At 69.5% G+C, this 22,801-nt stretch carries 24 protein-coding genes and 1 tRNA gene; 14 read left to right on the forward strand and 11 right to left on the reverse strand.

What is annotated here, in order from left to right:
• Positions 1-221: hypothetical protein (locus GT007_RS22210; RefSeq protein ID WP_201451923.1), on the reverse strand; the 221-nt coding region annotated here is incomplete at its 3' end.
• Between the two features lie 32 nt (positions 222-253).
• Positions 254-721 (reverse strand): hypothetical protein, encoded by a 468-nt coding sequence (locus GT007_RS14275; protein WP_236571671.1) that lies wholly within the window; start codon positions 719-721, stop codon positions 254-256.
• A 124-nt stretch (positions 722-845) separates the two neighbouring features.
• Between GT007_RS14275 and leuS the strand changes: the two genes are divergently transcribed.
• Genes leuS through holA form a run of 3 tightly spaced genes read left to right on the forward strand, consistent with a single transcriptional unit; the run spans position 846 to position 4,949 of the window.
• Positions 846-3,428, forward strand: a complete 2,583-nt coding sequence (gene leuS / locus GT007_RS14280; protein WP_160122303.1) for a leucine--tRNA ligase — start codon at positions 846-848, stop codon at positions 3,426-3,428.
• 2 nt (positions 3,429-3,430) lie between these two features.
• The gene (lptE, locus tag GT007_RS14285; protein WP_160122304.1) at positions 3,431-3,949 is read left to right on the forward strand and encodes an LPS assembly lipoprotein LptE; all 519 of its coding nucleotides are present in this window, start codon (positions 3,431-3,433) and stop codon (positions 3,947-3,949) included.
• The gene (gene holA, locus GT007_RS14290) at positions 3,936-4,949 is read left to right on the forward strand and encodes a DNA polymerase III subunit delta (protein ID WP_160122305.1); all 1,014 of its coding nucleotides are present in this window, start codon (positions 3,936-3,938) and stop codon (positions 4,947-4,949) included. The genes lptE and holA overlap by 14 nt, the downstream gene beginning before the upstream one ends.
• A gap of 249 nt (positions 4,950-5,198) precedes the next feature.
• Here the strand turns inward: holA and GT007_RS14295 are convergent, their stop codons facing one another.
• Together GT007_RS14295 and GT007_RS14300 are read right to left on the reverse strand one after the other, a co-directional pair.
• Positions 5,199-7,478, reverse strand: a complete 2,280-nt coding sequence (locus GT007_RS14295) for an NADP-dependent malic enzyme (RefSeq protein ID WP_160122306.1) — start codon at positions 7,476-7,478, stop codon at positions 5,199-5,201.
• A gap of 294 nt (positions 7,479-7,772) precedes the next feature.
• Positions 7,773-7,855, reverse strand: a tRNA-Leu gene (locus GT007_RS14300).
• Positions 7,856-7,928: 73 nt separating this feature from the next.
• Here GT007_RS14300 and lipB point away from each other — a divergent pair.
• Positions 7,929-8,624, forward strand: coding sequence for a lipoyl(octanoyl) transferase LipB (lipB, locus tag GT007_RS14305; protein ID WP_160122307.1), 696 nt, complete (start codon positions 7,929-7,931; stop codon positions 8,622-8,624).
• Positions 8,621-8,965 carry an arsenate reductase (glutaredoxin) gene (gene arsC / locus GT007_RS14310; protein ID WP_160122308.1) on the forward strand — a complete coding sequence of 115 codons (345 nt, stop codon included), beginning with the start codon at positions 8,621-8,623 and terminating at the stop codon, positions 8,963-8,965. The genes lipB and arsC overlap by 4 nt, the downstream gene beginning before the upstream one ends.
• 22 nt (positions 8,966-8,987) lie before the next feature.
• Here arsC and GT007_RS14315 read toward each other — a convergent pair whose 3' ends face one another.
• Positions 8,988-10,127 carry a M20/M25/M40 family metallo-hydrolase gene (locus GT007_RS14315; RefSeq protein WP_160122309.1) on the reverse strand — a complete coding sequence of 380 codons (1,140 nt, stop codon included), beginning with the start codon at positions 10,125-10,127 and terminating at the stop codon, positions 8,988-8,990.
• A 45-nt stretch (positions 10,128-10,172) separates the two neighbouring features.
• Between GT007_RS14315 and GT007_RS14320 the strand changes: the two genes are divergently transcribed.
• Positions 10,173-10,910, forward strand: a complete 738-nt coding sequence (locus tag GT007_RS14320) for an aspartate/glutamate racemase family protein (protein WP_160122310.1) — start codon at positions 10,173-10,175, stop codon at positions 10,908-10,910.
• Positions 10,911-10,946: 36 nt separating this feature from the next.
• Here the strand turns inward: GT007_RS14320 and GT007_RS14325 are convergent, their stop codons facing one another.
• Positions 10,947-11,876 (reverse strand): LysR substrate-binding domain-containing protein, encoded by a 930-nt coding sequence (locus GT007_RS14325; protein WP_160122311.1) that lies wholly within the window; start codon positions 11,874-11,876, stop codon positions 10,947-10,949.
• Positions 11,877-11,957: 81 nt separating this feature from the next.
• On the opposite strand from GT007_RS14325, the gene GT007_RS14330 reads away from it, so the two are divergent.
• The gene (locus tag GT007_RS14330) at positions 11,958-12,704 is read left to right on the forward strand and encodes a sulfite exporter TauE/SafE family protein (protein ID WP_160122312.1); all 747 of its coding nucleotides are present in this window, start codon (positions 11,958-11,960) and stop codon (positions 12,702-12,704) included.
• Here GT007_RS14330 and GT007_RS14335 read toward each other — a convergent pair.
• On the reverse strand, positions 12,701-13,660 hold the full coding sequence (locus GT007_RS14335; RefSeq protein ID WP_160122313.1) for a Bug family tripartite tricarboxylate transporter substrate binding protein: 960 nt from the start codon (positions 13,658-13,660) through the stop codon (positions 12,701-12,703). The genes GT007_RS14330 and GT007_RS14335 overlap by 4 nt on opposite strands.
• Positions 13,661-13,759: 99 nt before the next feature.
• On the opposite strand from GT007_RS14335, the gene GT007_RS14340 reads away from it, so the two are divergent.
• A complete protein-coding gene (locus GT007_RS14340; protein WP_160122314.1) occupies positions 13,760-14,389 on the forward strand; it encodes a peroxiredoxin in 630 nt (209 codons plus the stop codon).
• Positions 14,390-14,404: 15 nt separating this feature from the next.
• Here GT007_RS14340 and GT007_RS14345 read toward each other — a convergent pair whose 3' ends face one another.
• Positions 14,405-14,848, reverse strand: a complete 444-nt coding sequence (locus GT007_RS14345) for an RrF2 family transcriptional regulator (protein ID WP_160122315.1) — start codon at positions 14,846-14,848, stop codon at positions 14,405-14,407.
• 78 nt (positions 14,849-14,926) lie between these two features.
• Between GT007_RS14345 and GT007_RS14350 the strand changes: the two genes are divergently transcribed.
• From GT007_RS14350 to cysE, 3 genes are read left to right on the forward strand one after another with little or no spacing between them, the layout of a single operon-like run.
• Positions 14,927-15,937, forward strand: a complete 1,011-nt coding sequence (locus GT007_RS14350; protein ID WP_160122316.1) for a cysteine synthase A — start codon at positions 14,927-14,929, stop codon at positions 15,935-15,937.
• Complete coding sequence (cysK, locus tag GT007_RS14355) at positions 15,925-16,899, forward strand: cysteine synthase A (protein ID WP_160122317.1); 975 nt, start codon at positions 15,925-15,927, stop codon at positions 16,897-16,899. The genes GT007_RS14350 and cysK overlap by 13 nt, the downstream gene beginning before the upstream one ends.
• Positions 16,899-17,543 (forward strand): serine O-acetyltransferase, encoded by a 645-nt coding sequence (gene cysE / locus GT007_RS14360; RefSeq protein ID WP_160122318.1) that lies wholly within the window; start codon positions 16,899-16,901, stop codon positions 17,541-17,543. The genes cysK and cysE overlap by 1 nt, the downstream gene beginning before the upstream one ends.
• Before the next feature lie 91 nt (positions 17,544-17,634).
• Here cysE and GT007_RS14365 read toward each other — a convergent pair whose 3' ends face one another.
• A complete protein-coding gene (locus GT007_RS14365) occupies positions 17,635-17,880 on the reverse strand; it encodes a DUF3297 family protein (RefSeq protein ID WP_160122319.1) in 246 nt (81 codons plus the stop codon).
• Between the two features lie 351 nt (positions 17,881-18,231).
• Between GT007_RS14365 and GT007_RS14370 the strand changes: the two genes are divergently transcribed.
• The 3 genes from GT007_RS14370 to GT007_RS14380 are packed head-to-tail and all read left to right on the forward strand — an operon-like array spanning position 18,232 to position 21,227.
• The gene (locus GT007_RS14370; protein WP_160122320.1) at positions 18,232-20,217 is read left to right on the forward strand and encodes a TonB-dependent receptor domain-containing protein; all 1,986 of its coding nucleotides are present in this window, start codon (positions 18,232-18,234) and stop codon (positions 20,215-20,217) included.
• Positions 20,218-20,250: 33 nt separating this feature from the next.
• Positions 20,251-20,715 carry a hypothetical protein gene (locus GT007_RS14375; RefSeq protein WP_160122321.1) on the forward strand — a complete coding sequence of 155 codons (465 nt, stop codon included), beginning with the start codon at positions 20,251-20,253 and terminating at the stop codon, positions 20,713-20,715.
• Positions 20,716-20,720: 5 nt separating this feature from the next.
• Complete coding sequence (locus GT007_RS14380) at positions 20,721-21,227, forward strand: L,D-transpeptidase family protein (RefSeq protein ID WP_201451927.1); 507 nt, start codon at positions 20,721-20,723, stop codon at positions 21,225-21,227.
• On the opposite strand, the gene GT007_RS14385 is transcribed toward GT007_RS14380, so the two are convergent.
• Positions 21,215-21,790 carry an HDIG domain-containing metalloprotein gene (locus GT007_RS14385; RefSeq protein WP_160122323.1) on the reverse strand — a complete coding sequence of 192 codons (576 nt, stop codon included), beginning with the start codon at positions 21,788-21,790 and terminating at the stop codon, positions 21,215-21,217. The two genes, GT007_RS14380 and GT007_RS14385, sit on opposite strands and share 13 nt — an antisense overlap.
• Positions 21,791-21,795: 5 nt before the next feature.
• Positions 21,796-22,749 carry an ornithine carbamoyltransferase gene (gene argF / locus GT007_RS14390; RefSeq protein WP_160122324.1) on the reverse strand — a complete coding sequence of 318 codons (954 nt, stop codon included), beginning with the start codon at positions 22,747-22,749 and terminating at the stop codon, positions 21,796-21,798.
• Between the last annotated feature and the right edge of the window lie 52 nt (positions 22,750-22,801).

Here is a 22,801-nt window from a genome sequence, read left to right on the forward strand (position 1 = left end):
GGCCGGGCGGGTGCCGCGGGCGCGGGCGTGGCCGGGCGTTGCGGCGCGGCCGCGCGCGGGGGCTCAGGCGCCCGGGGGGCGACGGGCGCAGGAGCGGCGGGCGTGCTGGGCGCGCCCAGCATGGATTGCGCCAGGCCAGGCCCGGCGCCGGTCACGGCAACCGCCAGCAGGGCGGCCGAGACCACCCCCCCAACACCCGAGCCTGCCAGCCAGCGCTTCATGCGCCAGAATTGGCAAGCCAAGCCGCGCCGGGTCAAGCGGCAGGCGCCGCGTCGGCGCCCTCCTCCGCATCGGGCATGGCGCGCACGAAGGTCCGCCAGTCATCCTTGCGGGTCGCGGCGCGTTCAGAGCCATCGGGCATCTTGGCATACAGGCTCAGCACGCCCTGGCCCCACCAGTAGTCGAACTGCTTCACATCATGCAGCACGAGGGCGGAGCCGCGCTCGAACACGCCATCCTTGATGCGCGGCAGCATCTTCGCCAGCCACCACCAGCAGCCCACGGCCAGGATGGCGGCGCCCAGATAGAAATGCACCAGCCAGGTGCCCAGGAAGCTGGTGACCAGGATGGTGGCGGCGGGCCACACATTCTCGGTCATCCGATAGACCGGGCTGCCGGGGCTGTTCATGCGCCGGATATGGATGCCGAGCTTCACGCGCTCCGCCGCCAGCAGTTCTCGCAGGCGGGCCAGTTCCGGGGTGTCGGTCGCGGTGGTGCTCATGGCGCCTCGTTAGCCTGAACCGGGGCGCGCGCCAAATGGCCCCCCGAGGGAACGGGCCGCCGCAACCCATTTATGCCAAGCACCGCATGGCACAACGCCGGTTTCTGGGCTATTCCGCGCGGTCATGGACCAGGCTTCCGAACCCGCCCGTTATGATTTCACCACGGCCGAGCCGCGCTGGCAGGCCGCGTGGAACGACCGCGCCAGCTTCGCGGCACCCGATGTGCCGCCCGAGGGCGCGAAGAAATACTACGTGCTTGAGATGTTCCCCTACCCCAGCGGCAAGATCCACATGGGGCATGTGCGGAACTACACGCTGGGCGACGTGGTGGCACGGTACAAGCGGGCGACCGGCCACCTGGTGATGCACCCGATGGGGTGGGACGCCTTCGGCCTGCCGGCGGAAAACGCGGCGCGCGACCGCGGCGTGCACCCCGGCGCCTGGACCTACAACAACATCGCCAACATGCGCGCCGAGCTGAAGCGCATGGGCCTGTCGCTGGACTGGTCGCGCGAATTCGCCACCTGCGACCCCGAATACTACGGCCAGCAGCAGGCCCTGTTCCAGGACCTGATGGCCGCCGGCTTCGTCGAGCGCAAGGAAAGCTGGGTCAACTGGGACCCGGTGGACAACACCGTGCTGGCCAATGAGCAGGTGATCGACGGCCGCGGCTGGCGCTCCGGCGCGCCGGTCGAGAAGAAACTGCTGAGCCAGTGGTTCCTGAAGATCACCGAGGCCGCGCCCGACCTGCTGGAGGCCCTGAACGGCCTGGACCGCTGGCCCGAGCGCGTGAAGCTGATGCAGGCCAACTGGATCGGCCGCAGCGAAGGCGCGCGCGTGCGCTTCGAGCTGGCCCAGGCCGTGGACGGCGTGACGGATGTGGAGGTGTTCACCACCCGCCCCGACACGCTGTTCGGCATGTCCTTCCTGGCGGTCGCCGCCGAGCACCCGCTGGCCGCCGCCGCCGCCGCGCGCAACCCCAAGGCCGCCGAGTTCATCGCTGAATGCCGCGCCATGGGCACCAGCGAGGCCGCGATCGAACAGGCCGAGAAGCGCGGCTTCGACACCGGCTTCTTCGTGAAGCACCCGTTCAACGGGATGGAATACCCGGTCTGGATCGCGAATTTCGTGCTGATGGAATACGGCACGGGCGCCATCTTCGGCTGCCCCAGCGGTGACCAGCGCGACCTGGACTTCGCGCGCAAATACGGCCTGCCGGTGCTGCCCGTGGTGCTGCCGCCCGATGCGGACCCCGCCACCTTCAGCATCGCCGATGTCGCCTATACCGACGACGGCCGCATCTACAATTCCGGCTTCCTGAACGGGCTGGCGGTGCCGGAGGCGAAGAAGGCCGCCATCGCCGCGCTGGAGGAAAAGCGCGCCGGGCGCGGCATCGTGAACTGGCGCCTGCGCGACTGGGGTGTCTCCCGCCAGCGCTATTGGGGCTGCCCCATCCCGGTCATCCATTGCGATGCCTGCGGCGTGGTGCCGGTGCCCAAGGACCAGCTGCCGGTGAAGCTGCCGGAGGATGTGGATTTCTCCCGCCCCGGCAACCCGCTGGACCACCACCCCACCTGGAAGCACGTGAACTGCCCGAGCTGCGGCCGGGCTGCGGTGCGTGAGACGGATACCTTCGACACCTTCGTCGACAGCAGCTGGTATTTCGCCCGCTTCTGCTCGCCCCGCGCAGCGGAGCCGCTGACCAAGGCCGCCGTCGATGCCTGGCTGCCGGTGGACCAGTATATCGGCGGCATCGAGCACGCGATCCTGCACCTGCTCTATGCCCGCTTCTTCACCCGCGCCCTGAGCGGCATGGGCAAGGTGGCGACGCCCGAACCCTTCGCCGGCCTGTTCACCCAGGGCATGGTCACCCACGCCTCCTACCGCGCCGCCGACGGCCGCTGGCTGTACCCGGAGGATGTGGCGGTGGACGCCGAGGGTGTCGCCACCGAAAAGGCGACCGGCGCGGTCGTTGCCATCGGCCGCGGCGAGAAGATGTCGAAGTCGAAGAACAACACCGTGGACCCCGGGGCGATCATCGACCGCTACGGCGCGGACACGGCGCGCTGGTTCATCCTGAGCGACAACCCGCCCGACCGCGATATGGAATGGTCGGAGGCGGGCGTGGCCGGCGCCGCGCGCTTCGTGCAGCGCGTGTGGCGCCTGGTGACCACCAGCCTGCCGCTGCCGCCCGCCAGCGAAACCCCCGGCGAAACTCCCGCTGGGCGCAAGCTGCGCCAGGTGACGCACCGCTCCATCGCCGCCGTGACCACGGCGCTGGAAACCTTCGCCTTCAACGTGGCGGTCGCGCGCATCCATGAATTCGCCAACGCGATCGCGGAGGCACCCGCCGACGCCGCCGGCGCGAAGCTGGAGGCGCTGGAAGCCCTGCTGCGCCTGACCGCGCCCATGATGCCGCATCTGGCCGAGGAGCTGTGGTCCGCCCTGCACCCCGGCACCACGGATCTGGTGGCCGAACTGCCCTGGCCCGAGGCCGACCCCGACTTGCTGAAGGCGGATACGCTGACCCTGGCGGTGCAGGTGAACGGCAAGCTGCGCGCGAATATCGAGGTGGCGCTGGACGCCAGCGAGGATACCATCTTCACCACGGCGCTGGCCGAGGAGAATGTGGCCCGCGCCATCGATGGCAAACCGATCCGCAAGCGCATCCATGTGCGCGGGCGCATCGTCAATTTCGTGGTGTAGGCATGACCGCTCGGCGCGCGCTACTGCTGGCTTCCCCCCTGCTGCTGGCCGCCTGCGGCTTCCGGCCGCTGCACCGCCCCGGCGCCATGCCGGGCGGCGAGGCGCTGGCCGACCAGCTTGCCTCCGTCCGGGTGGCGCGGATGGGCGAACGCCAGGGGCAGCTGCTGCGCCGCGCCCTGCAGAACCGGCTGGAGGACACGCGCCCCGGCACCCCCGCGCAGTTCGAGCTGCGGGCCGGCACACGTGGAGACGCCGATGTGCAGGGCTATCGCTCCGACGGCGGCATCACCCGCATCCGCATGACCATGACCGCCGATTTCGTGCTGGTGCGCCTGGGCGCCGAGCAGGAGGAGGTCATGCGCGGCACCAGCCGCAAGTTCGACGCCTTCAACCTGCCGGACCTGCAATTCTTCGCCGCCGACATCAGCCGCGAGGCGATGGAGCGCCGGCTGGTGGAGGAACTGGCCGAGGATATCGCCCGCCGCATCGCGCTGGAGCTGCGCCGGCGTGGCGAAGCTTGATCCCAAGCGCCTCGACGCTTTCCTCAAGGACCCTGGCGAGACCCGCGTCGTGCTGCTGCACGGCGACGACGCCGGGCTGGTGCGGGAACGCGCGGAGGCGCTGAGCCGCGCCGTCACCGGCGGTGACGAGCTGGCCGTGGCCGACATCCCGCGCGAAGGCGCCAAGGACACCGCCCTGCTTGCCTCCGAGGCCGCGACGCGCCCCCTGCTGGGCGGCCGCCGCCTGGTGCGCGTGCGCGAAGCCACCGACGCCTTCACCAACGCCGCCAAGGCGGCCCTCGAAGGCCCCGGCCCGGGGCTGGTGGTGATGGAGGGGCCTGAACTCCAGGCGCGCTCCCGCCTGCGCACCTTGCTGGAGGCCTCGCCCAAGGCCGCCGTCATCGCCTGCTGGCGGGAACGCGGCGCGGAGCTGGCCGCCAGCGCGCGGCGCATCCTGGAGGAGCTGGGCATCAGCGCCGATGGGCCCGCCATCGACTGGCTGGTGCAGAACCAGGGCGAGGACCGGCTGCTGCTGCGCCGCGAATTGGAAAAGCTGGCCCTGTATGTCGGCCCCGGCGGCCGCGCCACCGAGGAAGACGTGCTGGCCGTGGTGGGCGAGGCCAACACGCTGAGCCTGGATGAAGCGCTGAATTCCGCCTTCGCCGGGGATGTGCCGGCGGCCGACCGGGCTTTGGCCTCGGCCATCAGCGACGGGGCGGTGCCGGTGCAGATCATCCGCGCCGCCCTGCGCCACACCCAGCGGCTGCTGGAAGCCAGCATGGCGGTGGCCGATGGCTCCTCTCCCGGTGAGGCGCTGGGCGCGCTGCGGCCGCCGGTGTTCTTCCGCACGAAGCCCATCATGGAACGGGCGCTGCGGAACTGGCGGATGCCGGCACTGGAAGCGGTGGCGAACGCACTGCTGGAAGCGGAAAAACGCACCAAGACCACAGGCATGCCGGATAAGGCAGTGGCACGGCAGGCCGTGCTGGCGATCGCGCAGCGGGGCGCGGCACGAAGGTAGAAGGCCGAGGGGCGCCGCCCCTCGGGCACCCCGCCCATACCGCGGGGCGAAGCCCCGCACCCCGGGGAGCCGAAAGGCCCCTGGACCCCAGCAGTTTGGTGCTGGTCCTGGGAAGGTGTTTCCCATTGAATTTTATAATAAAATTGACCTCAAACCTGCCAGGGTAAGGCGCCAAACTCATGGGTTCAAAGGGTTGCTACAACCCTTTGCGGGGGTCCAGGGGGCGGAGCCCCTTGGTCGCGGCCGTCTTCACCCCGGCCCTTTCCAGCCATTCGCATGCGCCACCGCCGCGGCGGTCACGTTCACGATGCCGCGCGCGGTCACGGAGTTCACCAGCACTTCCACTGGTTTGTTCATGCCCAGCAGCAGCGGCCCCACCTGCAGGCCTTCGGCGGCGGCTTTCAGCAGGTTGAAGGCGATGTTCGCGGCATCCAGGTTCGGCATCACCAGCAGGTTGGCGGGGCCGGTCAGGGTCGTATCCGGCACGGACTTGCCCAGGATGGTCGACACCAGCGCGGCGTCGGCGTGCATTTCGCCGTCCACTTCCAGCCCGGGTTCGGCGGCCTGGATCAGTTTCAGGGCCGCGCGCATGCGCCGGGCGCTGGGCGCCTGGGAGGAGCCGAAGGAGGAGTGCGACAGCAGCGCCGCGCGCGGCGTCAGGCCGAAGCGGCGGATCTGGGCGGCGGCCAGATGCGTCATTTCCGCGATCTGCTCGGCGCTGGGTTCCAGCAGCAGGTGCGTGTCCACGAAGAACAGCGCGCCATTGGGCACCAGCACGGCTGTGACGGCATACACGCGGGAGACAGCGGGGCTTTTGCCGATCACGTCCAGCGCGTGGTGCCAGTGGCGCATCCAGTCGCCATTGCCGCCGACGATGGCGGCATCCGCCTGGCCGGTTTCCAGCAGCAGGCTGGCAGCGACCGTGGGGCGGGTATAGACGCGCCGGCCGGCATTGTCGGGCGGCACGCCGCGCCGGCCGACCTTGCGGGTATAGACGGCTTCGAGCGGGCCGAAGACGGCCTCGTCCTTCATCGGGTCCAGCACGCGCACGGAGCGGTCCAGGTCCATGCGCAGGCCCATGGAGGCGACGCGCGCCGCGATCACGTCGCGCCGGCCGATCAGGATGGGTTCGGCGATGCCGTCATCCAGGATGGTCTGCACGGCGCGCAGGGTGCGCTCGTCCTCGCCCTCGGAATACACCACGCGGCGGGGGGCCTTGCGGGCGGCCTCGAACATCGGGCGCATCAGGTTGCCGGAGCGGAAGACGAAGCGTTCCAGCTCCCGCTGATAGGCGTCGAAATCCTTGATCGGGCGGCGGGCCACGCCGCTGTCCATGGCGGCGCGCGCCACGGCCGGGGAGATTTCAAGGATCAGCCGCGGGTCGAAGGGCTTGGGGATGATGTAGTCGGGGCCGAAGACCGGGGCCTGGCCGCCATAGGCGGCGGCCACGACTTCGCTGGCCTCCATGCGGGCCAGGGCGGCGATGGCCTCGACGGTCGCGACCTTCATTTCCTCGTTGATCGTGGTCGCGCCCACATCCAGCGCGCCGCGGAAGATGAAGGGGAAGCAGAGGACGTTGTTGACCTGGTTCGGATAGTCGCTGCGGCCGGTGGCCACGATCGCGTCCGGGCGGGCGGCGCGCACGGCCTCGGGCAGGATTTCGGGTTCGGGGTTGGCCAGCGCCAGGACCAGCGGCTTGGGCGCCAGCTTGCCCAGCCATTCGGGCTTCAGCACGCGCGGCGCGGACAGGCCGAGGAACACGTCGGCGCCATCCAGCACGTCCTCCAGCGTGCGCAGGTCGGTGTCCTGCGCGTATTGGGCCTTGTAGGGGTCCATCGTGTTGCGGCCCTTGTAGACGAGGCCGTCCACGTCGCAGACCCACACGTTTTCCCGCTTCAGGCCCATGGTGACCAGCAGGTTGAGGCAGGCCAGCGCCGCAGCGCCGCCGCCGGTGTTCACCAGCTTCACATCGGCCAGGTTCTTGCCTTGCAGCAGCAGGCCGTTGCGGATGGCGGCGGCGACGATGATGGCGGTGCCGTGCTGGTCGTCATGGAAGACCGGGATGTTCATCTTCGCGCGCAGTTCGCGCTCGATCTCGAAGCATTCCGGGGCCTTGATGTCTTCCAGGTTGATGGCGCCGAAGCTGGCTTCGAGCCTGGAGACGGTCTGGACGAACAAGGCGGGGTCGCGTTCCTCGACCTCGATGTCGATGGAGTCGATGCCCGCGAATTTCTTGAAGAGGACGGCCTTGCCTTCCATCACGGGCTTGGAGGCGAGCGCCCCGATGGCGCCGAGCCCCAGCACGGCGGTGCCGTTGGTGATGACGGCGACCATGTTGCCGCGGGTGGTGTAGTCCCAGGCGGCCTCGGGGTTCTTGGCGATTTCCTCGCAGGCGGCGGCGACGCCGGGAGAGTAGGCCAGGCCCAGGTCGCGCTGGGTGGCCATGCGCTTCGTCGGCTCGATGGCGAGCTTACCGGGCCGCGGCAGGCGGTGGTAGTCGAGCGCGGCTTTACGGAAGTCTTCGTCCATCGGGGTCCCCCAGTCCCGCACAGAATGCGGCCGGAGAGGGGCCGAGGCAACCTTGCTGGGGTGCGATGCGGTATGCGTGGGGGAAATGGAAGCTTGGCTTGCATGGAAGTGGGGGGCTATCTTGCATGCAAGAGCTGTCCCGCCAGACGAATCCCGGCGCACAGCGCCGGGCGGCGCCCATCAGGCAGTGATGCGAGGAGATGCCCGCGGCGCGCCGTAAGCCAAGCCGCCGGAGGCGGCGCGTCACGCCGAAGGCGTGCCTGCGGCACGACGTTTGAGGACACAATAAAAATATGCGGTCGAGAAGATTCGAACTTCCACGGGGTTTCCCCCACCAGCACCTCAAGCTGACGCGTCTACCATTCCGCCACGACCGCAAACGTGGCGGGCTTCTACCGCATGCGGCGGCGGCTTACAACCGGGGGGCCGCCATACCATAATGCGGGCATCATGCCTGAAAGCCTCCTGTCCGTTCCGCCGCTCCTCATCCCCGCCGGCACGCCGCGCGCGGGGGTGGAATGGAGCGTCTCCGAAGGGCTGACCCCCTACACCCCCGCCATCGCCGCGATGGAGGCCCGCGCCCACGCCATCCATGACGGCACGGCAGGCGAATGCGTCTGGCTGGTGGAACACCCCCCCACCTACACCGCCGGCACCAGCGCGAAGCCGGAGGACCTGAAGGATGCCCGCTTCCCCGCCGTGCCCGCCGGCCGGGGCGGGAAATGGACCTATCACGGCCCCGGCCAGCGCGTGGCCTATGCCATGCTGGACCTGACACGCCCGCACGGCCCCGTGCCCGCGCGCGATATCCGCGCCTATGTCCACGCGCTGGAGGAATGGATGATCCGCGCCCTGTGGCGCTTCAACATCCGCGGTGAGCGGCGGGAAGGCCGCGTGGGCATCTGGGTGGTGCGCCCCGGCGGCGCGGAGGAAAAGATCGGCGCCATCGGCGTGCGCGTCACCCGCTGGGTCTCCTGGCACGGGCTGGCGCTGAACCTGGAACCGGATCTGAGCCATTTCGGCGGCATCGTGCCCTGCGGCATCGCGGAACACGGCGTCACCTCCCTGCACGCGCTGGGGGTGCTGATCACGATGGAAGAGCTGGACAGCGCGCTGATGTCCGCCTGGGACGAGGTTTTCGGATGATCACCATTTGGCACAACACCGGCTGCTCCACCTCCCGCAAGGTGCTGGACCTGCTGCGCGCCGAAGGGCACGCACCCCGCATCGTCGAATACCTGAAGACCCCGCCCAGCCGGGCGGAGATCGCGGCGGTGGTGAAGCAGCTGGGCATCCCCGCGCGCGGCCTGCTGCGCAAGAAGGCCCCGCCCTATCAGGAGCTGGGGCTGGATGACCCGAACCTGACGGACGACCAGGCGCTGGACGCGATGGCCGCCCACCCGGTGCTGATCGAACGCCCGGTGGTGATCACGGACAAAGGCGCGCGGATCGGCCGGCCGGTGGAGGCGGTGCGGGAGGTGCTGTAACGGCGACCTCCCGCCCCCTCCATCACACCACCTGCAACAGCCCCGCGAACAGCTTGCCGCGCTCGGCCAGGCTGTCGATGAAGATGTGTTCCTCCAGCGTGTGGGCCAGCGCGCCGCGCACGCCCAGCCCGTCCAGCGTGGGGATGCCCATCGCCCCCGTGAAGTTGCCGTCCGAGCCGCCGCCGGCCGATTGCGAGGGCACGTTGAAGCCGAGGCGCTCGGCCAGCGCCTGCGCCTTGCTGTGCAGCAGCATCACGCCGTCATTGGGTTCCCACACCGGGCGGGTCACGCCGCGCTTCACCTCGAAGGACACGTCGTTGCCGCTGGCGCGCAGGGCCAGCATCTTCTCCACCGCCGCGTCCAGATCCTCCTGGCGCTTGGCCATGGACAGGGCCTCGGCATCGCAATGGGTGGTCACGCAGTTCACCCAGGTGCCGCCCTGCAGCACGCCGACCGAGAAGGTGCAGGCCTCGGTCGTCATGTCCTCGATCGCCAGGATCTGCTTGCACATCTCCTTGATGGCGCTGCGGCCTTCGGCCAAACGTGCGCCAGCATGGCTGGGGCGGCCGGTGGCGCGCATGTTGAAGCGCGCGATGGCATAGCGGCCGGTCACGACGCCGCCATCGGGCCGCGCGGGCTCGGGCACCAGCACCACGGCATGGCGGGCGGCCTCGGCCTCGATCAGGTCACGGGTGGCGGGGCTGCCGATTTCCTCGTCGGAGGTGAACAGGAAGGTCACGGGGCGGGAGGTCTGGATGCCGGCGGCGCGCAGCTGCTTCACGGCCTCCAGCGCGATGTAGTTGCCGCCCTTCATGTCCTGGATGCCGGGGCCATAGGCCTTGTTGCCCTCACGCCGGAAGTTCAGCTGGCCGTTGATGGTGCCCATCGGGTGGACCGTATCCAGGTGGCCCAGCACCAGGATGCCCTTCTCCTTCGACGGGTGGTCGAACTTGGCGCGCACGCAGTCGCCCAGGTTCATGCGGCCGGGGATGGTCTCCACCGTCGCGCCGGCCAGCGCCAGGTCGCGGGCGGCGACGCCCATCATCCGGTTGACGGCGGCGGCGTCGAAAGTGGGGCTTTCGGTTTCGATCCAGGGGCGCAGGCCATCCAGCATGCGGTCGGAATCGAAGGGCAGGTCGAGGGCGGCGGTGTCGGGTGTCATGGGGGAAGCTTGCGGTGGGTGCGGCCGCTCTGCAAGCTGGTGGCCATGCGCATTCTTCTCCTCAACGGCAACACCACGGCCGCGATCACCGAACTCTGCGCGGCCGCCGGGCGGGCCGCCGCGTCACCGGGCACGGAGGTGGTGCCCCTGACCCCCGCCCTGGGCCCGGCCGTGATTTCCAGCCGGCTGGAGAACGCCATCGCGGCCCACGGCATGCTGGAGGCGATGGCCCCCTACGCCGGCCCAAAGGGGGAAACGGTGGATGGCGTGCTGCTGGCCGTCAGCTACGACACGGCGCTGGAGGCGGCGCGCCAGCTGATGCCCTGCCCCGTGCTGGGCATGACGGAGGCCGCGTGCCTGGTGGCCATGACCACCGGCCGGCGCTTCGGCCTGGTCACCTTCGGCGGTGTGGAGATGTACCGGGAGCTGATCGCGCATCATGGTTTCTCGGGGCGGCTGGCCGGGCTGCTGGGCGTGGCGGCGACGCCGCAGGATGCGCTGGCGGACCCGGGCGGCGTCGCGGCCAAGGTGAATGCGGCGATCGTGACGCTGGTGGCCCAGGGCGCCGAGAGCATCATCCTGGGCGGCGCCGCCCTGGCCGGGATGGGCGCGCGGCTGGAAAGCCCCGTGCCGCTGCTGGATGGCATCGCCTGCGGCGTGCGTCTGCTGGAAGGGCTGGCGGGGCTGGGCCTGCCGAGGCCCGCGGCGGGCAGCCTGGTGCCGGTCAGCGGGCGTGTCAGCCAGGGGCTGGGGGCGGCGCTGGAGCGGGCGCTTCAGGGCTAGAGCGGTTTCCGTTCGCGCCGGCTCACGGCAACCGCTCTAGCTATTTGTTTTCACGATCATCTTTACCCGATCAGATGATTCCATCTGATCGGATGATGATCTGGCCAACAAGTAGTCCGCCAATCTCCGCGCGGGCGCCGGCAGGCCCGGGCGCATCACCAGCCGCAGGCGGCGCGCGGCCCACTCATCCGTCAGGCGCAGCATGGGCAGGCCGGGCCAGCGCCGGGCGGTGCGTTCCGGCACCACCGCCACCCCGGCGCCGAGCGCCACCATCCGGCACACCGCCCCCAGCCCATGCACCCGGGCGCGCAGGCGCATGGGGCGCCCGGCGCGGCGGGCATGGCCCAGGATATGCTGGTGCAGGGCGCTGTCCCCCGCCAGGCCGATGAACTCCGCCCCCAGGCATTGCGCGAAGCCCAGCGCCCCGCCCCCCGCCAGCGCATGGCCGGGCGGGGTGACCAGCACCAGCCGGTCGTCGCGGAAGGGGTGGCTTTCCAGCCCCGACAGGTCGGCGTGGTCGGCGGCGATGCCCAGCTCGGCCAGCCCCTCCGCCACCGCCTGGGCCACGGCGGTGCTGGGGCGGTCGTCCAGCTCCACGTCCAGGCTGGGATGGGCGGCCAGGAACCCGGCGAGGAGGTCCGGCAGGATCTCGCTGGCGGCGGCGGTGTTGGCCAGCATCCGCACATGGCCGCGCAGCCCGGCGGCGTATTCGCCCATCTCGCCCCGCAGGGCGTCGAGCTGCCCCAGCATGGCCCGCGCATGGGCCAGCAGCGCCAGCCCCGCCGGGGTGGGCAGCACGCCGCGCCGCCCGCGCTCCAGCAGGGGCACGCCCGCCTGTTCCTCCAGCCCGCGCAGCCGCGCGCTGGCCGAGGCGAGCGCCAGCCCCGCCCGGGCGGCGCCGGCGGTGATGCTCCCGGCCTCGTTCACCAGCAGGAACAGGCGCAGGTCGGTCAGGTCGAGGTGCATGTGTGCCTTCGGTCAGGACGAATCCTGGCTTCGCCAAAGCCGCATTGTGCGCGGGGCGCGCGCCGGGGCAAGTTTTCCCGCATGACCGAGCATATCCTTCTGATCGCCCTCACCTTCCTGCTGGCCGGCTTGGTGAAGGGCGTGATCGGCCTCGGGCTGCCCACGGTGGCGATGGGGCTGCTGGGCGCCGCCATGCCGCCCGCCCAGGCCGCCGCCCTGCTACTGGTGCCTTCGTTCGTGACGAACATCTGGCAGTTGTTCGCCGGGCCGCGCTTCCTGCCGCTGCTGCGGCGGCTGTGGGGGATGATGCTGGGGATCGGGGTTGGCACCTGGGCGTGCTCGGGCCTGATCGCGGGCGGGGCGGCGGGGCTGGCCACGGCCGGGCTGGGGGCGGCGCTGCTGGCCTATGCCGCGATCGGGCTGGCCAGGCCCGGGCTGCGGGTGGCGCCGGGCATCCAGGGCTGGGCCGGGCCGCTGGTGGGGCTGGCCACCGGCGCCGTGACGGGGGCCACCGGCGTGCTGGTGATCCCGGCCGTGCCCTATCTGGCCGCGCTGGGGCTGGAGCGCGACGAGCTGGTGCAGGCGCTGGGCCTGTCCTTCACCACCTCCACCCTCGCGCTGGGGCTGGGGCTGGCTTGGCATGGGGCGCTGGCGGGGCCACAGGGGGCATCACTGCTGGGGGTGTCGCTGCTGGCGCTGGCGCCCGCCCTGCTGGGCATGGCCCTGGGCGGGGCCTTGCGCGCGCGAGTGCGGCCAGAGGTGTTCCGGCGCGGCTTCTTCATCGGGCTGGCGGTGCTGGGGGCGGAAATTCTGTGGCGGGGGCTTTAGTCTGGGGAGAGCCGCGCGCGCTCGATCACCGCGGCCCAGCGGGTGGCATCCGCCCGCAGCCGCTGGCCCAGATATTCCGGCCCGGTGTCCGAGGGCTCGATGCCCAGCGCGTTCAGCCGGCCGGCCACTTCCTCATTCCGCAGCACCTGGCGCAGGGCGGTGTTGAGCTTGGCCACCACCTCCTCCGGCGTGCCGCGCGGCGCGAAGAAGCCGTGCCAGCCCACCGCGTCGGCGTTGGTCAAACCGGCCTCGGCGAAGGTGGGCACATCCGGCAGCGCCGCGGTGCGGGTGGGAGAGGACACGACGATGCCCTTCAGCCGCCCGCCCTTCACATGGTCGGTCACGGCGCCGATGTTGATCATCACGCCTTGCAGGGAACCGCCCATCAAATCCTGCACCGCCAGAGCGCCGCCGCGATAGGGCGCGTGGGTCCAGCGGACCTCCGACGCATCCTGCAACTGCTGCTGCAACAGGTGGGACAGGCTGCCATTGCCCGGGGTGCCGACGGCCACGGGCTGGCTCTTCGCCAGTTCCACGAATTCCGCCAGTGTATTGGCCGGGCTGTTCGCCGCCGCCACCAGGATCTGCGGCACGCGCGTGGCCTCGGCCACCGGGGCGATATCCTCCACCGGGTCGAAGCTCAGGCGGCGGAACAGGCCCTTGTTGACGGACAGGCTGTCGCTGCCGGCACCCAGCACATAGCCATCCGGACGGGCGCGCACCACGGCCTCATACCCGATGTTGGAGCCAGCGCCGGGCAGGTTTTCCACCACGATGTTCTGCCCCAGCACCGGGCCCAGATGGCGGGCGAACAGCCGCGCCACGATATCCTGGCTGCCGCCCGGGGCCACCGGCACCAGCAGGCGCACCGGCTTTTCCGGATAGCCCTGCGCGCGGGCCAGGCGAGGGGCCGCCAATGCGGCGGCGGAAGCGGCGATGAGGGAGCGGCGGAACATGACCGTGTAATTAGTCCGTAAAAACGACTTGTCAACGTTATTTGAATTCAGGCACAGTGCCAGCCGAGGAAAAACCATCACACGGCCGGAGTGCCCCCCATGTCCCTTCAGCTGGGCCAGATCGTGCCCGATTTCGAGGCCGAGACCACCACGGGCCCCATCCGTTTCCACGAATGGCTGGGCGGCAAATGGGCCGTCCTGTTCAGCCATCCCAAGGATTACACGCCGGTCTGCACGACCGAGCTGGGTGAGACGGCCCGCCTGAAGCCCGAATTCGACAAGCGCGGCGTGCAGGTCATCGGCCTGTCGGTCGATACGCTGGACCGCCATGCGGGCTGGGAAGCCGACATCGCGGAAACCCAGGGCCACGCCGTGAATTTCCCGATCATCGCGGATTCCGACAAGAAGGTCGCCACCCTCTACAACATGATCCACCCGGACGCCGACCCGTCGGTGACGGTGCGCGCGGTGTATGTGATCGACCCGAACCGGAAGCTGCGCCTCAGCCTGCTGTACCCGCCCTCCACCGGCCGGAACTTCCAGGAGATTTTGCGCGTGATCGACAGCCTGCAGCTGACGGACCGCGCGAAGCTGGCCACCCCGGTGAACTGGCAGCCCGGCCAGCGCGCCATCATCGTGCCCAGCGTGTCGGACGCGGACGCGAAGACCCTGTTCCCCCAGGGCTGGGAGGCCGTGAAGCCCTATCTGCGCTATGTGGATGTGAAGTGAGGGGGCGCCGCCCCCTCAGATCACGAAGCTGATCGGCTCACTCGGCGCGGGGGTCAGCCCCGCGCCCACCGCCCGGCGCACCAGCTTGTCCAGCGTGATGGCGTCGAAGCGCGCCAGCGTCTCCTCCTCCATCTCGCTCCAGAACGGCGCCACCACCTGGGTGAACAGCGCGCTGCTCTCGCCCTCGGCCTCTTCCTCCTTCGCGGGCAGCACGGCGCGGATGATCTCCCCCACCGAAATGCCCCGCCGCGGCCGCGCCAGGCGATAGCCACCCGAAGGGCCGCGCGTGGAATTCAGCACCCCCGCCCGCGACAGCGGTTGCAGGATGGGCTCCAGCCCGCGCCGGGCCAGGCCCAGGCGTTCCGCGATATCAGCGGCGGAAACGGTGCCGCGCCCGCCATGCAGGGCCACATCCACCACGACCGCAATCGCCAGCGCCGGTCTGCTCTGCAGCAGCATTCCTGAACCCCCTCTGTGAAACGCCTCGATTTCCACCCATAATACACTCTCTCGGTTCGTGATAAGGGAGAACCGCCGGTGGATACGCCAGTCGAAACCAAAAAATCCCCGATCGCGGCCGGATTGCTCGGCGCCATCGGCAACACGCCGCTGATCCGGCTGGAACGCGCCAGCGCGGCCACCGGCTGTGACATACTCGGCAAGGCCGAGTTCATGAACCCCGGGGGCAGCGTGAAAGACCGCGCGGGCCTGGCCATCATCCAGGACGCCATCGCCCAGGGACGCCTCGCCCCCGGCGGCACGGTGGTGGAGGGCACGGCCGGCAACACCGGCATCGGCATCACCCTGGTGGCCAACGCGCTGGGCATCCGCAGCGTGATCGTGATGCCGGAAACCCAGAGCCAGGAAAAGATCGACTTCCTGCGCATGATCGGCGCCGACCTGCGCCTGGTGCCCGCCAAGCCCTACAAGGACCCGGGCAATTACGTCCATGTCTCCCGCCGGCTGGCGGAGGAGAATGGCTGGACCTGGGCCAACCAGTTCGACAACCTGGCGAACCGCGAAGGCCACCGCCTGACCACCGGCCCCGAGATCTGGGAACAGGCCGGCGGCCGGATCGACGCCTTCACCACCAGCTGCGGCACCGGCGGCACGCTGGCCGGCATCGCCATGGCGCTGAAGGAACGCGACCCGTCCATCCGCGTCACCCTGGCGGACCCGATGGGCAGCGTGCTGTATTCCTGGAAGACCCACGGCACGCTGGAAATGTCCGGCAGCTCCATCACCGAGGGCATCGGCCAGGGCCGCGTGCCCGCCAACCTGGAAGGCGCGCCGATCGACGACGCGCTGCAGGTGACGGACGAGGAAGCCCTGGCGCAAGTGTTCGACCTGACCCAGCACGAAGGCATTTGCATTGGCGGCAGCGCCGGCATCAATGTGGCGGCCGCGATCAAGGTGGCGAAGCGGCTGGGGCCGGGGCACCGTGTGGTGACCATCCTGTGCGACGGCGGCGCGCGCTATCAATCGAAGCTCTTCAACCCGGAATTCCTTCGTTCCAAGAACCTGCCGGTGCCGCCATGGATGCTCTGACGCCCCCCTCCGCGACCTTCCGCAACCGCATCTATGACAGCGTGCTGGACACGATCGGGGCCACCCCCCTGGTGCGCGTGCCGCGCCTGACGGCGGAGGACGGGCTGAAGGCCGAGCTGCTGCTGAAGCTGGAATTCTTCAACCCGGCCGGTTCCGTGAAGGACCGCATCGCGCTGGCCATGGTCCGCGCGGCGGAGGCCGACGGCACCATCCAGCCCGGCCGCTCCGTCATCATCGAGCCGACCTCCGGCAACACCGGCATTGGCCTCGCCTTCGTCGGCGCCGCGCTGGGCTACCGCGTGATCGTGACGATGCCCGAGGGCGCGTCCATCGAGCGCCGGCGCATGATGCGGCTGATGGGGGCGGAGCTCATCCTCACCCCCTCGGCCAAGGGCATGGCGGGCGCCATCGCCCGCGCCGAGGAAATCGCGGCCGCCACCCCTCACGCCTGGATCGCCCGCCAGTTCGACAACCCCGCCAACCCGGACATCCACGCCGCCACCACGGCCGAGGAGATCTGGGCCGACACGGCGGGGAATGTGGACATCATCCTGGGCGGCATGGGCACCGGCGGCACCATGACCGGCATCGCCCGCGCCCTGAAGCCACGCCGCGCCGGGCTGCAGGTGCTGGGCATCGAACCCGCCGAAAGCGCCATCCTGCACGGCGACGACCCCGGCCCGCACGGCATCCAGGGCATCGGCCCCGGCTTCAAGCCGAAGGTGCTGGAGCTGGAGCTGCTCGACGGCGTGGAAACCGCCACCGAGCGCGAGGCCATCGCCACCGCCCGCCGCGCCGCCCGCACCGAAGGCCTCGCCGTCGGCATCAGCTCCGGCGCCTGCCTGGCGGTGGGGCTGCGCCTGGCGGCCCTGCCGGAGAACGCCGGCAAGCGCATCGTCTGTATCACCCCCTCCTTCGCGGAACGCTACCTCTCGACAGCACTGTTCCAAGGATTGGAGTGATGGAGCTTATCGAACTCGGCCGATCGATCCGGGAGAGAGACCCGGCGCGGCCTACCTGGTTCGAGGTCATCTTCAGCTATCCCGGGGTCCATGCCGTGCTGTGGCACCGGCTGGCCCACCGGCTGCACCAGTGGGGCCTGCCGGGGGCGGCGCGCTTCACCTCGCACTTCGCGCGCTTCCTGACCGGCATCGAAATCCACCCCGCCGCCCAGGTCGGCCGGCGGCTGTTCATCGACCACGGCATGGGCGTGGTGGTCGGCGGCACCGCCATCATCGGGGATGACGTGACGATCTACCAGGGCGTCACTCTCGGCGGGCTCAGCCTGAAACCCGGCAAACGCCACCCGGACGTGCTGGACGGCGCGGTCATCGGCGCGGGCGCCCATGTGCTGGGCCCCATCACCGTGGGCCGCCAGGCCCGCGTGGGCGCCAACGCCGTGGTGGTGGAAGACGTGCCCGAAGGCGTGACCGTGGTGGGCATCCCCGCCCGCTCACCCCAACGCTGCGACGAGCCCACCGTGGGCTACGGCATGCCACGCCACACGGACGCCGACCCGCTGGGCGAGGAAATCGCGCAAATCCGGGCCGAACTGAACGCCCTCAAGGCCCGGATGGAACAGCCCCTGAAAGCGGTGGGCCGGTAAGGCCAGGGGTGCGCTGGACGGGGCGGTCGGACGTGAGGGGGGCAAAGCCCCTCTCACGTCCGACCGCCCCGCCCGGCGCATCCTGTCCTGATCAGCCTTCCGGCTTCAGGAACGGCTCCACCTTGCCTTTGAGGAGTTGGGTCAGCGGTTTGCCGCGGCGGTCCACGGTTTTGCCCAGGCTGACGCGCACCCAACCTTCGGAGACACAGTATTCCTCGACGTTGGTTTTTTCGACGCCGTTGAATCGGATGCCCACGCCGCTTTGCAGCAGTTCCGCGTTGTGGAAGGGGCTGGAGGGATCGACCGAGAGGCGGTCCGGCAGGGTGTTGTCGCTCATGCGCGGTTGGTGCCGCGTTGCCGCGCCGGATGCAAGGGGTGGATCGGCGCAAGCGCCTCGCCCCGCAGTTATTGCAAATGACTCTCATTAGCGATAAACCACTCCATGCCGAAGCCGGGCAGCGGAAACCCTGGGTGCGCCTTCGCGCCCACATGTAACGAATAGAGTATTCTGGCCGCAATAATTCCCATTGACCGAATCATTGCGCATTCATAAATAAAAATCGGGGCATATCGCAGATCAGAAGTTGCAGTAACGATGGTCGTTCGTTTCCTTTACTGGATTCTGAACATGCTTCCGCTTGCCCTTCTGGTGTGTGATCTCATCAATCACGCATTGAGGCTCAATCCAGTGACCGAAAAGACTTTCCGCCATACCCTCCTCACCGGCGGGTCGGTGTTGGCCATGGCCCTCGCCGCGCCAGCGGGCGCCCAAACCGGCGTCCAGCTCAACCCCGTGCTGGTCGAGGCCCAGGCGCCCACCGACACCACCACCGTGGACAGCGCCCGCCTCAACCTCGAAGGCAGCGGCAGGCTGGATGACGTGCTGCGCACCATCCCCGGCACCTTCACGCGGGAAAACGCGCAGCAGCCGGGTGTCGCCGTGAACATCCGTGGCTTCGAGGGGTCCGGCCGCGTGAACATGTCGATCGACGGCGTGCGGCAGAGCTTCCGCTTCACCAGCCATGAGGCCGGCGGCTTCACCTATATCGACCCCAACCTGCTCGCCGGCATCGACATCACCCGTGGCGAGGTGACGGGTGTCGGCGGCGGCGCGCTGGCCGGTTCGGTGAATTTCCGCACCCTGAACGTGGATGACGTGGTGCGCCCGGGCCAGACCTATGGCGGGCTGGCCCGGCTGTCCTGGGGCACCAATGGCACGCTGTTCAGCAACATGCTGGCGGCCGGCGTGCGCACGGAACATGTCGGCTTCGTCGGCGCCATCAGCAAGCGCAACTCCAACCTGTATCACGACGGCTATGGCCATGCGGTGGCCGGCACCAGCCAGGATCTGCTCTCGGGCCTGGTGCGGGCCAACTTCACCAACGGGGCGCACAGCCTCTCGATCGGGTCGGTGTTCTACGACAACTATTTCTACGCCAATTCCTATTGGCAGGACGTGACCAACCGCACCGTCTCGGCCAATTACCGCTACAATCCGGGGCATGAGCTGGTCGATCTCAGGGTCAACGCCTACTACAACCAGCTGGGCATGCGCTACACGGGCGGCAGCAGCACCAGCGCCCTGGGCCGGGAGATCCAGGACGATGGCGTGGGCTTCGACATCTCCAACACCTCACGCGGGCATCTGGGCCGCATCGCGGTGCGCAGCGTGAATGGCGTGGAGTATTTCCACGACGATGTCAGCGGCACCAATGGCGGCGTGAACCCGGCCAGCGGCACCAGCGCGCTGCTGGGCGTGTTCACCAACACCACCTTCAGCTACGGCATCGTCGATCTGACCGCCGGGCTGCGCTACGATCATTACTGGCTGAACGGGTCGGGCGTGACCAGCACCAGGGCCGGTTCCTACAGCGTCAACACCTCCACCGGCGCGGTGGACCCCAAGGTGACGCTGGCGGTGAACGTCACCAACTGGCTGCAGCCCTATGTCAGCTGGGGCCGCTCCATGCGCGCGCCCACGGTGCAGGAGACGATGCTGGGCGGCAGCCATCCGGGCACCGTCTCCGGCAGCTACCTGCCCAACCCCAATCTGCGGCCCGAGGTCTCCCAGGGGTGGGAATTCGGCGTGAACATGCGCCGCCAGGCCCTGCTGACGGAGCGCGACAGCCTGCGTTTCCGCGCCAACTACTTCATCAAAAACGTCGAGGACTATATCGCCGCCAGCTATGTCGCGGCGTCGCGCGCATACCGTTTCAGCAACATCGCCGGCAGCACCCAGGTGAACGGGTTCGAGCTGGAGGCGCGCTACGATGCGGGCCTGGCCTTCGGCGGCGTCAGCTACACCAACATGCATTCCAACCTGCCCAGCCAGATCCCAGGCCTGGGCGCCAGCCAGTACATGCCCGACCATGTGCTGAGCGTGGATGCCGGCGCACGCTTCCTGCGGGAGCGCCTGACGGTGGGCGCGCGGTACAATTACGTCTCGGGCGGCACGGTGGCCGGCACCAACAGCAGCTTCACGGCCGGCGTCGCCAGCCAGGGGGGCAAGCCGTACAACATCGTCAACCTGTTCTCGAACTATCGCATCACGGATGACTGGGACGTCAGCTTCCGCATCACCAATCTGCTGAACGAGGCCTATACCCCCTTCCTCAGCACCACCGGCACCGGGCAGGGGCGCACCTTCTACCTGGCGACGCAGATCCGGTTCTGAGCGCACTGGCATGCGGCTTGCTGGGCAGGCCGCATGATCTCCGATCCCGTCCGCCTCAGCATCGCCTCGGCCCATGTGTGGCGGGACACGCCCATGCCGGATGGCGGGCCGCCGCTGAATGACGACGCGGCGATGCCCATCCAGGGCCACACCACCTTCGACGAAATGCTGCGCGCGCTGAACCCGCTGCAGCATATTCCCGTGGTCGGCAGCATTTACCGCGCGGTGACCGGGGATGAGATCCAGCCCGCCTTCCGGGTGCTGGGGGGCGCGCTGTTCGGCGGCGTGCCGGGCATGATGAGCGCGGCCGCCAGCGCGGCGGTGGAGCAGTTCCAGCCGGTGGCGCGCATGCGCGCCCATCTGGCCGGCCAGCCGGACCCGCTGCTGAGCCCCGGCATGAGTGGCACCGCGCTGGCCTATGCCACCAGCCCGGAGCAGGCGATGGCCGCCTATCGCCGCTGGACAGCCGCCCCAGGTGACAATACCGCTGTGGCATGAACCAGATGACGCCCGATATCGCGCAGGTCTCGCCCGAGGGGCTGTTCCGTTTCCAGGGGCAGACCTGGCGCTGCGCCCTGGGCCAGGGCGGCGTGCGCCCGGACAAGAGCGAGGGCGACGGCGCCACCCCCGCCGGCCCGCTGCGGCTGCTGCGCGTGCTGTACCGGGCGGACCGGGTGGCGCGGCCGGTCAGCGCCGTGCCGGTGGAACCCATCGGGCCCGAGGATGGCTGGTGCGACGCCGCCACCCACCGCGACTACAACCGCCCCGTGCCCCTGCCCCACGATGCCAGCCATGAGCGGCTGTGGCGCGAGGACGCGGTGTATGACGTGATCGGCGTGCTGGACTGGAACATGGCGCCGGTGGTGCCGCACCGGGGCAGCGCGATCTTCCTGCATGTGGCCAGGCCGCATTTCGCGCCCACCGAGGGCTGCGTGGCGCTGGAACTGCCGGTGCTGCGGGATGTGCTGGCGCGGGGGCTGAAGGGCCTGTTCGTGGATCAGCGCCGGTAGAACGGCACCAGCCCCTGCGCCCGCAGGGCGTGGTCGGCCGCGAACAGGTCCGCGTAATGCAGCACATGGGCCTCGGCGCTGTCATTGTGGAAGGGCGCGTCGGTGGCGTGGGTCGCCACGGTTTCCACCACGCGCTGGTCGAAACCCAGCTCCCGCAGCAGCATCGCGCCGATCACCCCATGCGGCATGCGCCCCGCTAGCGAGGATTTCACCACCTTGCCCTCCGCGTCGCGCGCGGCCAGCAGGGGCTTGTCCACATCATGCAGGATCAGGATGGGCAGGATGATCGCGGGGTCCAGCGCGACGCCCCAATCGGCCTCCGCGCGCGGGATCAGCGCCTGGCCGGCGCGCGTCACCTCGTTCACATGCTTGGCCAGCGGATAGCCGGGCGCCTTGGCGGAGAAGGGAATCTCCCCCAGCTCCGCCCATTCGGAGGACGTCCAACTGGTGACCCAGGCGGTGACGACGCGATCGGCGGTTTCGGGCGGCAGGGCATCGAGCCCCGCCAGCCAGTCATGCACCGCGGCGCGTTGGGCGTTGCTGCCCTGGGTGACGCGGTACATGGCGGTCAGGCCAGCCCCAGCGCCCACAACAGCACGCCCTTCTGGGCATGCAGCCGGTTCTCGGCCTCGTCGAACACCACGCTCTGCGGGCCGTCGATCACCTCATCGGTGATCTCCTCGCCGCGATGGGCGGGCAGGCAGTGCATCACGATGGCGTCCGGCGCCGCGTGCTTCAGCAGCGCCGCGTTCAGCTGATAGGGCTTGAGCAGGTTGTGGCGGCTGATCTCGCCTTCCTTCTCGTCGCTCATGGACACCCAGGTGTCCGTCACCAGGCATTTCGCGCCGCGCGCGGCGGCGACGGGGTCGTTCGTCAGCTCGATGCGCGCGCCCTGGCCACGGGCCCAGTCGATCAGCTCCTGCGGCGGGGCCAGCTCCGGCGGGGTGGCGATGCGCAGGATGAAGTTGAAGCGCGCGGCGGCCTGGATGAAGCTCTGGGCCACATTGTTGCCGTCGCCGGTCCAGGCGATCACCTGGTTCTCGATGGAGCCCAGATGCTCCTCGAAGGTCAGCACATCGGCCATCAGCTGGCAGGGGTGGCTGACATTGGTCAGGCCGTTGATCACCGGCACGGTGGCATAGGCCGCCAGTTCGCGGATCTTCTCCACATCCGTGGTGCGCAGCATGATCGCATCGACGAAGCGGGACAGCACGCGGGCGGTGTCGGCCGGGGTCTCGCCACGGCCCAGCTGCATGTCGCGGGTGGTCAGGATGATGGGCTCGCCGCCCAGCTGGCGGATGCCCACCTCGAAGCTGACACGGGTGCGGGTGGAGGGGATCTCGAAGATCAGCGCGATGGTCTTGCCGGCCAGCGGCTTGTCGGCGAACTCGCCCTTCTTGGTGCGCTTGGCCAGGTCGATCATGTGGCGCAGCGTGCCACTGTCGATGTCCATCAGCTCCAGAAAGTGCCGGGGGGCGCTGGGCCCCCCGACAGTCGTATCCTGCTTCAGTGCAGCACTCATGCCTGCCTCCCTAGCGGGCGGCAGGCATCCTTTGCCTCGTGGCGCATAGCCG

It is taken from the genome of Rhodovarius lipocyclicus (assembly GCF_009900765.1).
Classification (GTDB): domain Bacteria; phylum Pseudomonadota; class Alphaproteobacteria; order Acetobacterales; family Acetobacteraceae; genus Rhodovarius; species Rhodovarius lipocyclicus.

What these genes read in the sequence shown, in the direction of transcription:
- GT007_RS14275 (WP_236571671.1), bottom strand. Translation starts at nt 721, where the DNA reads ATGAGCACCACCGCGACCGACACCCCGGAACTGGCCCGCCTGCGAGAA.
- leuS (WP_160122303.1), top strand. Translation starts at nt 846, where the DNA reads ATGGACCAGGCTTCCGAACCCGCCCGTTATGATTTCACCACGGCCGAG.
- lptE (WP_160122304.1), top strand. Translation starts at nt 3,431, where the DNA reads ATGACCGCTCGGCGCGCGCTACTGCTGGCTTCCCCCCTGCTGCTGGCC.
- GT007_RS14295 (WP_160122306.1), bottom strand. Translation starts at nt 7,478, where the DNA reads ATGGACGAAGACTTCCGTAAAGCCGCGCTCGACTACCACCGCCTGCCG.
- lipB (WP_160122307.1), top strand. Translation starts at nt 7,929, where the DNA reads ATGCCTGAAAGCCTCCTGTCCGTTCCGCCGCTCCTCATCCCCGCCGGC.
- arsC (WP_160122308.1), top strand. Translation starts at nt 8,621, where the DNA reads ATGATCACCATTTGGCACAACACCGGCTGCTCCACCTCCCGCAAGGTG.
- GT007_RS14315 (WP_160122309.1), bottom strand. Translation starts at nt 10,127, where the DNA reads ATGACACCCGACACCGCCGCCCTCGACCTGCCCTTCGATTCCGACCGC.
- GT007_RS14320 (WP_160122310.1), top strand. Translation starts at nt 10,173, where the DNA reads ATGCGCATTCTTCTCCTCAACGGCAACACCACGGCCGCGATCACCGAA.
- GT007_RS14325 (WP_160122311.1), bottom strand. Translation starts at nt 11,876, where the DNA reads ATGCACCTCGACCTGACCGACCTGCGCCTGTTCCTGCTGGTGAACGAG.
- GT007_RS14330 (WP_160122312.1), top strand. Translation starts at nt 11,958, where the DNA reads ATGACCGAGCATATCCTTCTGATCGCCCTCACCTTCCTGCTGGCCGGC.
- GT007_RS14335 (WP_160122313.1), bottom strand. Translation starts at nt 13,660, where the DNA reads ATGTTCCGCCGCTCCCTCATCGCCGCTTCCGCCGCCGCATTGGCGGCC.
- GT007_RS14340 (WP_160122314.1), top strand. Translation starts at nt 13,760, where the DNA reads ATGTCCCTTCAGCTGGGCCAGATCGTGCCCGATTTCGAGGCCGAGACC.
- GT007_RS14345 (WP_160122315.1), bottom strand. Translation starts at nt 14,848, where the DNA reads ATGCTGCTGCAGAGCAGACCGGCGCTGGCGATTGCGGTCGTGGTGGAT.
- cysK (WP_160122317.1), top strand. Translation starts at nt 15,925, where the DNA reads ATGGATGCTCTGACGCCCCCCTCCGCGACCTTCCGCAACCGCATCTAT.
- cysE (WP_160122318.1), top strand. Translation starts at nt 16,899, where the DNA reads ATGGAGCTTATCGAACTCGGCCGATCGATCCGGGAGAGAGACCCGGCG.
- GT007_RS14365 (WP_160122319.1), bottom strand. Translation starts at nt 17,880, where the DNA reads ATGAGCGACAACACCCTGCCGGACCGCCTCTCGGTCGATCCCTCCAGC.
- GT007_RS14375 (WP_160122321.1), top strand. Translation starts at nt 20,251, where the DNA reads ATGATCTCCGATCCCGTCCGCCTCAGCATCGCCTCGGCCCATGTGTGG.
- GT007_RS14380 (WP_201451927.1), top strand. Translation starts at nt 20,721, where the DNA reads ATGACGCCCGATATCGCGCAGGTCTCGCCCGAGGGGCTGTTCCGTTTC.
- GT007_RS14385 (WP_160122323.1), bottom strand. Translation starts at nt 21,790, where the DNA reads ATGTACCGCGTCACCCAGGGCAGCAACGCCCAACGCGCCGCGGTGCAT.
- argF (WP_160122324.1), bottom strand. Translation starts at nt 22,749, where the DNA reads ATGAGTGCTGCACTGAAGCAGGATACGACTGTCGGGGGGCCCAGCGCC.